Source organism: Chryseobacterium sp. JV558 (genome assembly GCF_033712365.1).
Taxonomy (GTDB): Bacteria; Bacteroidota; Bacteroidia; order Flavobacteriales; family Weeksellaceae; genus Chryseobacterium.
This window is the reverse complement of the sequence record NZ_WJHU01000011.1, coordinates 38,007-50,389: the sequence shown is the minus strand read 5'-3', so window position 1 is coordinate 50,389 and position 12,383 is coordinate 38,007. Positions and strand designations below refer to the sequence as shown.

13 protein-coding genes are annotated in these 12,383 nt (G+C 35.1%); 10 read left to right on the top strand and 3 right to left on the bottom strand.

Annotation, left to right across the window (positions count from 1 at the left end; all coding sequences use genetic code 11):
• Positions 1 to 75 precede the first annotated feature (75 nt).
• The 4 genes from GFU89_RS22295 (at position 76) to GFU89_RS22280 (ending at position 2,736) form a co-directional block, all read left to right on the top strand.
• Positions 76 to 801, top strand: coding sequence for an XAC2610-related protein (locus GFU89_RS22295; RefSeq protein WP_318849217.1), 726 nt, complete (start codon positions 76 to 78; stop codon positions 799 to 801).
• Positions 802 to 934: 133 nt separating this feature from the next.
• Positions 935 to 1,096 (top strand): bacteriocin-like protein, encoded by a 162-nt coding sequence (locus tag GFU89_RS22290; protein ID WP_167497914.1) that lies wholly within the window; start codon positions 935 to 937, stop codon positions 1,094 to 1,096.
• Positions 1,097 to 1,261: 165 nt separating this feature from the next.
• On the top strand, positions 1,262 to 2,038 hold the full coding sequence (locus GFU89_RS22285; protein WP_318849216.1) for a DUF4241 domain-containing protein: 777 nt from the start codon (positions 1,262 to 1,264) through the stop codon (positions 2,036 to 2,038).
• Between the two features lie 2 nt (positions 2,039 to 2,040).
• The gene (locus GFU89_RS22280; RefSeq protein ID WP_318849215.1) at positions 2,041 to 2,736 is read left to right on the top strand and encodes an SMUG2 DNA glycosylase family protein; all 696 of its coding nucleotides are present in this window, start codon (positions 2,041 to 2,043) and stop codon (positions 2,734 to 2,736) included.
• Positions 2,737 to 2,812: 76 nt separating this feature from the next.
• Here the strand turns inward: GFU89_RS22280 and GFU89_RS22275 are convergent, their stop codons facing one another.
• Together GFU89_RS22275 and GFU89_RS22270 are read right to left on the bottom strand one after the other, a co-directional pair.
• Complete coding sequence (locus GFU89_RS22275) at positions 2,813 to 3,634, bottom strand: T9SS type A sorting domain-containing protein (RefSeq protein ID WP_318849214.1); 822 nt, start codon at positions 3,632 to 3,634, stop codon at positions 2,813 to 2,815.
• 38 nt (positions 3,635 to 3,672) lie between these two features.
• Entirely contained in the window at positions 3,673 to 4,224 is a 552-nt protein-coding gene (locus GFU89_RS22270) for a phage tail protein (protein ID WP_318849213.1), read from the bottom strand.
• Positions 4,225 to 4,478: 254 nt separating this feature from the next.
• On the opposite strand from GFU89_RS22270, the gene GFU89_RS22265 reads away from it, so the two are divergent.
• The 3 genes from GFU89_RS22265 (at position 4,479) to GFU89_RS22255 (ending at position 10,100) form a co-directional block, all read left to right on the top strand.
• On the top strand, positions 4,479 to 5,243 hold the full coding sequence (locus GFU89_RS22265) for an enoyl-CoA hydratase/isomerase family protein (protein ID WP_318849212.1): 765 nt from the start codon (positions 4,479 to 4,481) through the stop codon (positions 5,241 to 5,243).
• A 394-nt stretch (positions 5,244 to 5,637) separates the two neighbouring features.
• On the top strand, positions 5,638 to 8,583 hold the full coding sequence (locus GFU89_RS22260; protein ID WP_318849211.1) for a SusC/RagA family TonB-linked outer membrane protein: 2,946 nt from the start codon (positions 5,638 to 5,640) through the stop codon (positions 8,581 to 8,583).
• Between the two features lie 11 nt (positions 8,584 to 8,594).
• Positions 8,595 to 10,100: a RagB/SusD family nutrient uptake outer membrane protein gene (locus GFU89_RS22255; protein ID WP_318849210.1), complete on the top strand. Its 1,506-nt coding sequence runs from the start codon at positions 8,595 to 8,597 to the stop codon at positions 10,098 to 10,100.
• Positions 10,101 to 10,186: 86 nt separating this feature from the next.
• On the opposite strand, the gene GFU89_RS22250 is transcribed toward GFU89_RS22255, so the two are convergent.
• Entirely contained in the window at positions 10,187 to 10,702 is a 516-nt protein-coding gene (locus tag GFU89_RS22250) for a hypothetical protein (RefSeq protein WP_318849209.1), read from the bottom strand.
• A 135-nt stretch (positions 10,703 to 10,837) separates the two neighbouring features.
• On the opposite strand from GFU89_RS22250, the gene GFU89_RS22245 reads away from it, so the two are divergent.
• The 3 genes from GFU89_RS22245 to GFU89_RS22235 are packed head-to-tail and all read left to right on the top strand — an operon-like array spanning position 10,838 to position 12,370.
• The gene (locus tag GFU89_RS22245; protein ID WP_318849208.1) at positions 10,838 to 11,455 is read left to right on the top strand and encodes a hypothetical protein; all 618 of its coding nucleotides are present in this window, start codon (positions 10,838 to 10,840) and stop codon (positions 11,453 to 11,455) included.
• A gap of 4 nt (positions 11,456 to 11,459) precedes the next feature.
• Positions 11,460 to 12,074, top strand: coding sequence for a hypothetical protein (locus tag GFU89_RS22240; RefSeq protein WP_318849207.1), 615 nt, complete (start codon positions 11,460 to 11,462; stop codon positions 12,072 to 12,074).
• A 5-nt stretch (positions 12,075 to 12,079) separates the two neighbouring features.
• Positions 12,080 to 12,370: a winged helix-turn-helix domain-containing protein gene (locus GFU89_RS22235; RefSeq protein WP_047420173.1), complete on the top strand. Its 291-nt coding sequence runs from the start codon at positions 12,080 to 12,082 to the stop codon at positions 12,368 to 12,370.
• The last annotated feature ends 13 nt before the right edge of the window (positions 12,371 to 12,383 follow it).

Sequence of the window (12,383 nt, the reverse complement as noted above, 5' to 3'; positions counted from 1 at the left end):
TCAGTTTTAAATTGGAAGGGATTTTTATTTTAAATATAACCGGAAATATATAAATTCAGAAATATTTTTTTAATCATGAAATCTTTAAAAATCTTCATTACCATTGTCCTTTGGACTTTTTCAATTTTACTCTTTTTTTCCTGCTCGGGAAATCCTAAACCAGACAAAGAAGGCTATTTTTCTGAAGAAAAATTTGTTGATAGTTTAAATGCTGGAACAAAAGGAAAAACCAAAGTAGAATTTGAAAAGTATAGACACACAGGCAATGGAGATGTATTTGTTTCAATTAATTTTTATAAATCAAAAAAGAAATGGGTGAAAGGTCAGGAAACAGATGTTGATCTCTGGTTTCTTACAAATAGTTTTAAATTTGATAAAGATGGAATAACCGGTTTGGATGTTCAGATAAGTGATTTCAATAATGATGGCTTCAATGATGTGACGTATCAAAGCGGAGTAGCTGGAAGAGGAGGAAATATAGTGATGACTTTGTTTGTATATAATCCAAAGAATAAAGATTTTATTCACATCAAAAATTCAGATAATTACCCAAACCTAAGTTTTAATTCAAAATTAAACTGTATCAATTCATTGATTTTAACAGGTTCTACCACAACGGCATTTCTAAAAATTAAAAAAGATTCTTTATATGAATTTGCAAGAGTAGATGTTTCTGATAAAATAGTGGTGGAAGAAAAAGATTCTACAGGTAAGTTTAAAATTATTGAAGAAAAACTATTCAAAGGAAATGATGAAGACTTTTATAAGACTTTTAGAAATTACAAACCTTTAGAATATTAATAGGTTAATTTTATATAAATTGGAATGCTCATTATTTCAGTTAGTTATATTCTTTTTGCTTAAAAATGATTAACTTTAATAGGCGAAATCCGAAAAGCATATAGAGTAGGAGAGAATATCAAAACTGATTACAATGAAAAACTTAAAAAAACTTTCAAGACACGAGTTGAGATCTCTTAAAGGAGCCGGGCCAAACTGGTCTTGTGTCCTTAATCCTTGTCCTCCCGGAAGCTGTTGTCTTCCTGGAAGATGGCCTGATATTGCAAGAGCATGTTATATATGTGCTGATTCTTAGATTTTATAATTAATTTTTTAAATTTAAAACAATATATAAAGCTGCAATTCACTGTGATTTGTGGCTTTATTTTTATAATCTTTTGTTAAAAACCCTGTCCTGTTTGATGTCCTTGGATTTATTTATTATTTTCAAACTTAAAATTAATTCAAAAAATAGAATACTATGAACCAAAGCTGGATGCAAAAATGGGAAGAAGTGAAAAATATTATGGTTTGCCCTACGGATCTGGAGACCTATTTTACTTCGGATGAAATTCTGGGACAGAAAATGGAGACGATGGAAATCGGAAGTGTTTCTCTTCCTTCTGGAAAAGTAGTGGTAAGAGATCCGCTGGTTTCCCTGAATGCGAACCAATCACCTTATTTTATTCAGGCTCCAAAAGGAAATTTTCCTGTGACTATTGCCGTAGTGAAATCTGAAGATTGGGGAGACAGATACGCTGTTGTAAAAGTTGAATTTACCCAAGAAAAACCGGTTATTTACAGAGAAGCTTTGGTGGGAATTGAAGAATTGGAGGGCGTAGCTGAAGATGATTATTTTGGTTTCGCCGTAGATGCAGGTTTGGGATGTATTACTGATAAAGAAGTACTTCCTTTTGTGGATAAATTTGTAGGTGAAATAGATGTTGACAATGTTTATGATGATTATTTCGCTGACCTTTTCTCACAAAGCTACAAAGCTCACCCCAACAATCAGAGAGAAGCAGGAGACTGGATCAATTGGACGATTCCTGGTACCAGTTATCAGATTCCAATGTTTGCAAGTGGTTTTGGTGATGGTACTTATCCTGTTTACTTTGCGTATGATGCTAACGAAGAAATTTGTGGTTTGTACATTCAATTTATCGATATTGAATTGGCTTTAAGTGACGAAGATGAGGATGAAGACGAGGATGGTGATGACGATCAACCTGAAAATTTTGTTTTCCTTAAAAACTAAATATGAATACAACTTTTGCAGACCATGTCATTGAGTTCAATAAAAATCTTAGCTATACAGGAAATCTTCCCGATGGCTTTGAAGTTCTGAACCCCTATTTGGATAATCCCGAAACATTGATAGTTATGCAGAAGTTTTATCATAAATATTATAATGATTCTTCTCAGAGAAAATTCATGATTGGAATTAACCCAAGCCGCCACGGGGCAGGTGTCACAGGCGTTCCGTTTACCGATACTAAAAGACTCGAAAGTATTTGTGGAATAAAAATGGAATCTGCCCGTACTCATGAAGTTTCTTCCGTTTTTATGTATGATATGATCGAGGAATACGGCGGTGCTGATCTTTTCTATAAAGATGTTTATATCAACTCCCCGTTTCCGTTGGCTATCGTAAGAAAAACAAAAAACGGATGGCTCAACGCCAATTATTATGATGATAAAGAACTGTTCGAAGCTGTAAAAAACTTTATGATTGAATCTCTCAAGAAACATATCAGTCTCAATCTGGATATCTCGGAGGTATTTGTCCTGGGTAAAAAAAATGCTGACTTTATTTCAAAACTAAACAAAGAAGCAAAACTGTTTGATGTGATGACTGTTCTGGAACATCCCAGATATATTCAGCAGTACAAATCAAAAGAGAAGCAGCTTTATATAGACAAATACATTCTGTCATTGAAAAAACATATCCCTTGATAAATAATCAAGGGATTTGTCATTCATGAATTAGAATCTTTATGAGAATGTGGAACTTATGCGAAATTTCCTGAAATTAATCTTTAATAACCTTGGTTGATTCTGTTGCTGTTCTGATAATATAAACTCCTTTTGGAAGCTCTGAAATATTGATTTCATTATTTCCTCTTTGAGTTTGTACAGTTTTCAGCATTTTACCATCTACACTGTAGATTTTAGCTTCCGTGGCTTTTTCTGTAGTAATAGAAAGAGGTCCATTGGTTGGGTTAGGATAAACAGTCAGGTTTTTTTGAGTGCTTTTGGCTTCTGAAGTACCCAATACAATGTTACTGTCTTTTACCCAGGTGAAGGCATCTAAGCCTACATATCGGAACGCTCCGCTCGCAGTGATCTGCAGTTCGTCAATCACGATGTTGGAATAATTTTGACCGTTTAAGTTGGTAAGATCAATCAGAGTATATCCGTTTGTAGTCCCTAAGCTTGTTGCAAAGCCTGTAGTTTTTGTTTGGGTAAATTTTGTTACTCCACTTAGTTTTCCGGTTACAGTCAGAGTTCCTGATACATTAAGATCGAGGTTCAATGCTGAAAGATACATCCAGAATCTGTTTACTTTAAATAAATTTGAAGTAGTTTTAATGCTGAATGATGGCGGAGTCTGAGTGTCATTGGAATTATCAATATATCTGTTATCATTTCCTGTTCCGCTCCAGCCTGTTCCCGGGTAATTTCCCTGAATGTCAAAAACACTTACATGTGAAATGATGTTGAAAATAACTCCATTGTCAGTGAAGCTTGTACTTCCGTTCGATTCCGTTTCAAATTGTTCTGTACTGGTCTGCCCGAATGAGATAATTGAAATGAGCAGACTACAAATTGTTAAAAAAGTAGTGCTTTTCATGATGTTTTTTTGTTTTAAATATTAGGTTATTGTGAATATTAATCCCTAGGAGGATAAATACCTTCAACGCAGATGATATAATTTAAACCCAGATAAGGAGGCATATTATTCACTGGTAAATTTTGTCCTATAAAAGAAATACTTTGCCCGTTAATCACGGTATCAGGATTAGAATCATTTACAAAGCTGGATACCACATTGAAATCTCTTCCTACCTGTGTTCCTGAGATAGCAATAGACGATGCAGCAGTAGGAGTTGATGAGTTGGCATTTTTATTAGCTACTTTCAGTTGAAACCCGCCTCCAATGCTTGGAAGATTTGAAGTTAAAAGGGTATTCTGTGTAGTACCGGATACCACTCCCAAAGGATAAAACTGGTTAGTATTTACATTTCCAGCTCCCAAAGCCATACGCCCTTTTAAATTAGGTAAAGCAAAGGTAGTAATACCGTCTCCACCATAAGTTGTTCCTAAAATAGAGAATAAAGCTGAATTTCTTGAAATAGCTATTAAACTTCCGTCGCAAAACATCCAACCTCTAGGTGCGAAATTTCCTGCAAATAATTTTACAATTCCAATGTACTCTTCCATGGTAATGATTTTTTAGTTTTAAATTCTCTTACTCTTTTTATGGGCTTTTCAGATTCCGCCTTTGGTTATTATTTCTAAGCCAAAGGAACAACTAATACGCAGGGAGTACTAGAGTAGAAAATACCAAATTGAAGATTGCGTATTTCTACGTAAAGGAAATCTTATAAAAGGACGTCTTAATGGAAATTATTATCTTTAAGTTTCTCTGAAAGAGCTGTATTTCGTACTTTTGTAAGAACCCAATAAAAATAAAAATGAGCGAATTTGTAGCATCAGAAATTAAAAATAATATTGCTGAGATCAGTTTCGGAACACCCAAAAGTAACTCTCTTCCGGGAGCAATTTTAGAAAAGCTGGCAGAAACCATCCTTGAAGAGGGGGCGAAAGATGAGGTGAAGGCTATTTTAGTTAAAAGTGCAGGTGAGAAAGCCTTCTGCGCGGGAGCTAGTTTTGATGAGCTCTTAGCTATTGAAGAACTGGCAGCTTCCACACAATTTTTTGGTGGTTTTGCAAAAGTTTTGAATGCTATGAGAAACTGTGGGAAAATTGTAGTGGTAAGAGTTCAGGGAAAAACAACTGGTGGAGGAGTTGGAATTGCTTGTGGAGCAGATTATTGTTTTGCAACAAAAGATTCAGCTTTGGCACTTACTGAAATCAATCTTGGAATAGGACCTTTTGTAATAGGACCTTATGTGGAAAGAAAAATAGGAAAGTCACAATTCTCTGCTATGGCAATTGATGCAGACTTCAGATCTGCTGAATGGGCTGAGCAGCATAATGTCTACCATTCTGTATCAGATTCTATTCAGGAGATGGATGAGAAACTGGATAAGTTTTTACAGACTTTGGCGTCCAGAAGCAGTGATGCTTTAGCGTTAATTAAAAAAGTTTCATGGGAAGGTACGGATCACTTTAATGAATTGATGCCCGCAAGAATTCATATGAGTGCAAGTCTTATCCTGGAAGACTCAGCAAAGAAAAATATTGAGTCTATTAAAGAAAAGTTGAGAGCAAAATAATTTTCTTCGTCACTTCTTAAAAAGCAATAGAATTTTAATCTATATATGATCCGGCGAAACATTTGTTTCGCCGGATTTTTTTATGCCTTAAAGTTTTTTTCAATATAGAATTGTGTTATTTTTATTTTATTTCGTGTTATTGTTTGTTTCTGGCAATCAAATGATTGTTTTGATTGTGTATTTATATTATTTTAACAAATTTTAAATAATTGTTTGATTTTTTTAAAACTAATTTAACATCATTTTGATTTAATTCTTTAATTAATATTGAATAATTGATTAAAAATATTAATTAATTGCATTTAATTTAATTAAATATCTTTTTTATTGTGTTTTTATCATTTTTTGTTGCATATATTTGCATTCATACTGTTAAAATATGTTAAATATGAAAATGAAGCTAATATTAAGTACTGCTGTGCTGTTCTTTGTAGGAGGACATATGGTAGAAGCTCAAAAGACAAAACGTGACACAATACCACAAGATACTAAGATTGATGAAATCGTTGTAGTGGCTTATGGAAGTCAGAAAAGGGAGACTATGGTAGGCTCCAATACAGAAGTTAAAGCAAAACAATTTGCAGACCGACCGATAACGAGTATCGGGCAGGCTTTAGACGGAGCGAGTGCTGGGGTAAAAGTAAGTACCGGAACAGGACAGCCGGGAAGTTCACCAAGTATTCAGATCCGTGGGATAGGTTCTTATGGTATTACAACAAATCCTTTATACGTAGTAGATGGGACTATATATACCGGTTCTCTTGCTGCTATTAATCCCAATGATATTGCGTCATACAACATCCTGAAAGATGCTGCTTCCACTTCTTTGTATGGTTCTGCTGCAGCCAATGGTGTTATTTTGATCACTACAAAATCCGGTAGAAAAGGAAAAGATGCGTTCAACTTTAGTATGAGTACCGGAGCGGTAGGAAGATCAATTCCTGAGTATGACAGGGTAAATGTTCATCAGTATTATCCCCTTATCTGGGAGTCAATAAGAAATGGCAGAATGACCTCAGTACCTGGTACAACTATAGCTGATGCAAATGCTTATGCTACAGCACAATTGATTTCTGGTGTTTTGAAAACCAATGTTTTTAATGTCCCCGATAATCAGTTAGTTGTCAATGGTGTATTAAATCCGGATGCTAAACTTAAATATACAGATTTAGACTGGCAAAAACCTTTGATGAATACGGGGTTCAGACAAAATTATGAATTGAATTACAGTGGAGGAAGCAATACGACAACTTATTTTTCTTCTGTAGGGTATACCAATGAAACAGGATATCTTATCAAGTCAGATTTTGAAAGATTTACAGCAAGATTAAAAGTAGATTCACAGGTTAAAAGCTGGTTGAAATTAGGAACAAGTATCAGTGGGGTATCTTCTAACGGAAACAATTCAGTAGAAGGTGTAGATAACAATTCAGCTTATATCAACCCATATAGATGGACAAGAACAATGGCGCCTATTTACAGCCCGTATGCTCATGATCCTAATACATTTGCAACCCTTTATGATAATGCAGGAAATGTGATTTATGATGCAGGAAGTGCCAGAGGTGCAGACGCAGCAGCAGGAAGAAACGTAATTCAGGAAACCCTTTTAAATAAAGATCTTTCTAAAAATTATTATATTATTTCCAGAGCGTATGCTGAAATCAAAGTAGATCCTTACCTTACTTTATCTACTAACGTTGGGTATGATATCAGGAATAACAGAAGGAGTACATATGGTAACAAAATTATCGGAGATGCAGCTCCGCTAGGTTCAGCAGAAAAATACAGCTTTACTGAACAAACCTTTACCTGGAACCAGCTCCTGAATTACAAAAGAAAATTTGGAGATCATAATTTTGAATTTCTTTTAGGGCATGAAAGTTATAAATTCATGTATGAATACCTGTATGGATATAAAAAAGGCCAGATTGTAGATGATAATGATGAATTGATCAACTTTGTAACACCTGCAACACTTACTTCCCGTACAGACAATTATAGAAAAGAAGGAGTGTTTTCAAGATTGAATTATGATTACAAATCAAAATACTTACTTTCAGGATCTATTCGTTGGGATGGTTCGTCCAGATTTGCCAAAGATGTAAGATGGGATTCATTCTGGTCTGTTGGTGCAGGATGGAGATTGAAAGGAGAAGAATTTTTAAGTAATTCTAACCTTATCAGCGAATTGAAATTGAGAGGTTCTTACGGAGAAGTTGGAAATGACAGAACAGACAGTTATTATATGTATAAAAGTACCTATACTTTAGGGTATAATAATGCTCAGGAGCCCGGAATCTTATTTGGATTTTTGGCTGATCCTACCATTACATGGGAGGCTAACAAACAAACTGATATAGGTATTGATTTTGGATTTTTAAATAACAGAATTACAGGTTCTGTAGAATATTATAAAAGAGTTACAGAAGATTTGATCTTCCCGGTGCCTCTTCCGGTTTCTTCCGGAGTTCCTGATAATACAATCAGTAGAAACGTGGGAACAATGTATAACCGTGGGTTTGAATTCAGTATTAATGCAGATGTTATTAACACTCAAAATTTCACATGGAATATTAATGCTAATGCATCTACACTTAAAAATCAGATTACAGAACTTTCCAATGGAATAACGGAGATTATCAATGGTACTAAGAAAATTTCTGTAGGACACTCAATATATGATTATTGGTTAAGACAATGGTATGGGGTAGATCCTGCAGATGGATCTCCTTTATTCCTGGCTGCTGATGCCTATGCCAATACAACAGCTGCTGATATCAGAACTGTGAATGGAGAAAAAGTTACCACTAATTTCAATAAAGCTAAATATGATTATTCGGGCACTGCAATTCCTGATTTATTCGGAAGCTTTGGAACAACAATTACGTATAAACAATGGTCATTATCTACAATGTTTACGTATCAGCTAGGTGGAAAAACCTACGATTCCAATTATGCTGCATTAATGTCCAGCTACTCGCAGGGAGGAGCTTTGAGCACGGATATTCTGGATAGATGGACGACTCCGGGACAGATCACGGATGTTCCTGCATTGAACTCATCAACGTATACAAGTTCAAATGCCGGTAATTCATCAAGATGGCTGGTGAGCTCAGATTTTATCACTTTCAGACAAGCTACTCTAAGCTATAGTTTTAGTCCTGAAACATTATCTCAACTTGGAGTATCAGGATTAAGAATTCTTGTATCCGGTGAAAATTTATGGAGCAAAACAGCTAGAAAAGGACTGGAACCAGCGCAGGCATTCAATGGTACTGCCTCAAACAGATACACTCCGGCAAGAGTGGTAACAATAGGATTTAATGTGTCATTTTAAATAATTAAGTAATGAAAAATATCAAAAAACAATATATAAAATGGGCTGTTGTTCTTTCAGTCTTTACAGGAATGGTTTCATGTGAGAGTGATTATCTTGAAGCGGATCCTACTACAGCAGCCTCTGAAGAAGCAGCTTACTCAAGTGCTTCTAACCTTATGGCGATTGTTAATGGGATGCATAGAGATATGTATTACAGACAAAATGATAGTCAGGGACAGAATGGGCAGGGAGGTATTATGATTATGATGGATGCCTTAGCTGATGATCTTGTATTTCCATCCACAGGAAATGGCTGGTATGTATCCACAGTAAGATGGCAGGATCAGGTGAATGAAAGTGGGTCTAATGATTTTTATCCTTACCAGTTTTACTATGCATTGATAAGAAATGCGAACTTAGTTATTGCTAATGGTCCTTCAGTTCCTGCGCCAACTGCTGCTGATGCTGCTACTATTAAAACAGCAATTGGTGAAGCATATGCCTTCAGAGCTTTCTGCTATTACATGCTGGTTCAAATTTATGGTAAACGATATGTTCCGGGTACAAACAATACGCAGCTTGGAGTTCCAATCAGACTGGTAGCGAATGAAATACCTTTAGCAAGAAATACTGTAGAAGAAGTATATACCCAGATCAATAAAGACCTTGATGAAGCTGCAAGCAGATTGGCGGGGATTGCCAGAGCTACAAAATCACATTTTAATGATAAGGTGATTTTTGGATTGAGAGCCAGAATTGCATTAACACAAGGTAATTATACAGCGGCTGTAGCTGCGGCTCAATCAGCCCGTGCAGGATTTGCTTTAATGGATAATACAGCTTATACAGCTGGATTTAATAATTTAGCTGCCAATGGTGAATGGATGTGGGGCGCTATAATCATAGCAGATCAAGGAGATTCATTCTCAAATTTTGGTGCTTATATGTCAAGGAATTTTAACTCTACGAATATTCGTCAGGCTCCTAAAGCGATTAACAGTAAATTGTTTTTATCATTCCCATCTACAGATATAAGAACTAAGAATTTTGATCCAACAGGAGCACATACAGCGCTTGCTTTACCTTCAACATATTCTAAATTCCCATATACAAGCCAGAAGTTCATTGCTGCAAGCCAGGGTGACAGTAGGGTTGATGTTCCTTATATGCGATCTGCAGAAATGTATCTTATTGAAGCGGAAGCTTTGGCCAGATTAGGAAACGAAGCAGGATCAAAAACCGTTTTTGATGTGTTTGCGAAAAATAGAAATCCTTCTTATACGGGTGCTACTACAACAGGTGCTGCCTATATCACAGAAATTCTTAACAGCAGAAGGTTAGAGTTTTGGGGAGAAGGTTTCAGATTCCTTGATCTGAAAAGACTAAACCAAGGCTTGGACAGAACAGGGGCTAACCATTCTTCTGTCGTTACCAATAACGTAATGACAGTTGCTAACACAGATTTACGTTGGGAATTCCTTATCCCAAGAACTGAGATCAATGCCAACCCATTGATTGTTCAGAATCCGTTATAAAAAAACAAATTTTAATATATCTTTGAGAACCTCGCTTTTAGCGGGGTTTTCTTTTTCATAAACAGGAAATTATTTGTTACAATAAATCAGAGCTCGCTGATAGAAATAACCGATTTGCTGTACTTTAAATACGTGACAACGACTTTTGTTCCGGTTTTATATCGGGAATAATCTTCCTGAGTAACCAGCAGTCTTATCTTTTTATTTTTTGCCGGACCTGCAAATGTCAGGTATTCGCCATACTCTGTTGTATCTGAATCAATCACAATGCTTGATAATTTGTTCTTGCCACTGATTTTATCTTTTTTCCAGTTCCGACGATCATATCTGGTTACTAGAAGATACATTAAATAAGCAAAACCAAGCAGGACCAATCCCGCTCCTGCAAACAGGATATAATCATAATATTTGAATTTGCTGAAATCGTCTTTAATAAAGAAAGCAGACAGAGCCATCACAAAAAGTGTACAACCGCCAAGAATAGCAGGTGCTACCTGCGTGATTTTTCTTTGATCTGTTTCAACTTTTTGTATTTCCTCATCACTTAGCGGAATATTCTCCTCCAATTGTAACTGCGGATAATCTGTTTGAATGTCTGACATATAAAGTCAATTAATTTATATTTTATTAAAGTTAAGAATTGCTGGAATGGAAGATGAAAAAATATTATTAAAATTTAAAATAAATAATTGGCAGATTCAAAATAAATTATAACTTTGTAATTCAAAGTTCTTTTTATGGAGACAAAAAACTATCACGAAGACTTATCCCATATCCGTTCCATGATGGAGCGATCTTCCAGATTTATTTCTTTAAGTGGATTATCCGGTGTTGTTGCCGGATTAACGGCAATTATTGGGGCTATATATGTGTATTTTGTTTTTCAGAGGGAGGGAATCAGTTATTTTGATGGAGATAGAAATATTCTCGGCCCGGCTTTGGTTAAAGAACTTGTTGTGATTGGAATAGTTATTTTAGTGGTTGCTATTCTTAGTGGTTACATTTTTACCGCTCATAAAAGTAAAAAGAAAGGGTTGAAGATCTGGGATGCCATTACAAAACGGCTTTTGATTACCTTTGCAGTTCCTTTGATAGCGGGAGGAGTTTTTTGCCTGGCACTTCTTTATCATCATCTTTTTGTTTTCATAGCTCCAGCAACATTGATTTTTTATGGGCTCGCACTAGTTTCAGCAGAACGATATACCTTACCGGATGTAAAATATCTGGGATATTTTGAGATTGTCTTAGGACTTGTTTCTTTATTCGTTTTAGGTTGGGGATTAGTGTTCTGGGCTATTGGTTTCGGAGTTTTGCATATTGTCTATGGATTGATTATGCATAAGAAGTATAAATAGTAAAGTGAATAGGTTTTTCAAATATCTCCTGATAATCATTTCTGTAATTGGAGGAGTATTCTTGATTGGTTCTATTGTATCGGTTTTAATGATTGGTTGTGCCTTTGGAAGTTTTGATAAAAGTTATTCGGTAACTGAATTAAAGGATGAATATTATTCAAAAGAAACTGAAATCAAAGATTTAATAAATTATTATAACAAAATCAAGCCTGAAAATTATTCTGTAGAGATAGAATTTAAAAATGATAAAATACTTGAAAGATTAAGAATAACATCTAAAGATTCATCCAATGTGGTTTATCAAGACTGGAATGTAAATTCTAATGTTTTATTTACAGAAAAGCTTAAAGGTATAGCAGGATGGAACGAAAAACAGATTGTAGTTTTAAAAAATAAATTAGATAAAGCAAACTGTATTTCTATAGAAGATGGAGAACCTTTAAAAATAGGTTTTAAAAGGAGTGGCATGGGAATGTTTTCTTTTAATGTTTTTCAGGAAATAAATACTGACCGAAGTAAATATAATGACGGTTGTGAATATATATTGGTAAACAGATATTTAGCTTTTCAATACGGAGGAGGAGCGATCGGAAATCAATGTTTTCCCAATAAAAATTAAAAATTATGATTAAAATAAATCAACTCAATAAAGAATTCGAAAGCCGTGTAAGACTGGGCATCATGTCCGTTCTTATGGTCAACGACTGGGTTGATTTTTCAGAAATGAAAGGCTTGCTTGGAATTACAGATGGAAATCTGGCCAGTCACAGCAATGCCTTGGAGAAAGCAGGATATATTGAAGTGAAAAAAGAATTTGTCGGAAAAAAGCCCAAGACATCTTACCGTGTTACGCAAAATGGACGACAAGCGTTTACAGAACATTTGGATGCTCTTGAAAAACTATTGGGACGATAGTCCTATATTTTTT

Bases quoted from the DNA above. Each gene is read 5' to 3' on its own strand.
- GFU89_RS22295 (WP_318849217.1), top strand. From the start codon at position 76: ATGAAATCTTTAAAAATCTTCATTACCATTGTCCTTTGGACTTTTTCA.
- GFU89_RS22290 (WP_167497914.1), top strand. From the start codon at position 935: ATGAAAAACTTAAAAAAACTTTCAAGACACGAGTTGAGATCTCTTAAA.
- GFU89_RS22285 (WP_318849216.1), top strand. From the start codon at position 1,262: ATGAACCAAAGCTGGATGCAAAAATGGGAAGAAGTGAAAAATATTATG.
- GFU89_RS22280 (WP_318849215.1), top strand. From the start codon at position 2,041: ATGAATACAACTTTTGCAGACCATGTCATTGAGTTCAATAAAAATCTT.
- GFU89_RS22275 (WP_318849214.1), bottom strand. From the start codon at position 3,634: ATGAAAAGCACTACTTTTTTAACAATTTGTAGTCTGCTCATTTCAATT.
- GFU89_RS22270 (WP_318849213.1), bottom strand. From the start codon at position 4,224: ATGGAAGAGTACATTGGAATTGTAAAATTATTTGCAGGAAATTTCGCA.
- GFU89_RS22265 (WP_318849212.1), top strand. From the start codon at position 4,479: ATGAGCGAATTTGTAGCATCAGAAATTAAAAATAATATTGCTGAGATC.
- GFU89_RS22260 (WP_318849211.1), top strand. From the start codon at position 5,638: ATGAAGCTAATATTAAGTACTGCTGTGCTGTTCTTTGTAGGAGGACAT.
- GFU89_RS22255 (WP_318849210.1), top strand. From the start codon at position 8,595: ATGAAAAATATCAAAAAACAATATATAAAATGGGCTGTTGTTCTTTCA.
- GFU89_RS22250 (WP_318849209.1), bottom strand. From the start codon at position 10,702: ATGTCAGACATTCAAACAGATTATCCGCAGTTACAATTGGAGGAGAAT.
- GFU89_RS22245 (WP_318849208.1), top strand. From the start codon at position 10,838: ATGGAGACAAAAAACTATCACGAAGACTTATCCCATATCCGTTCCATG.
- GFU89_RS22235 (WP_047420173.1), top strand. From the start codon at position 12,080: ATGATTAAAATAAATCAACTCAATAAAGAATTCGAAAGCCGTGTAAGA.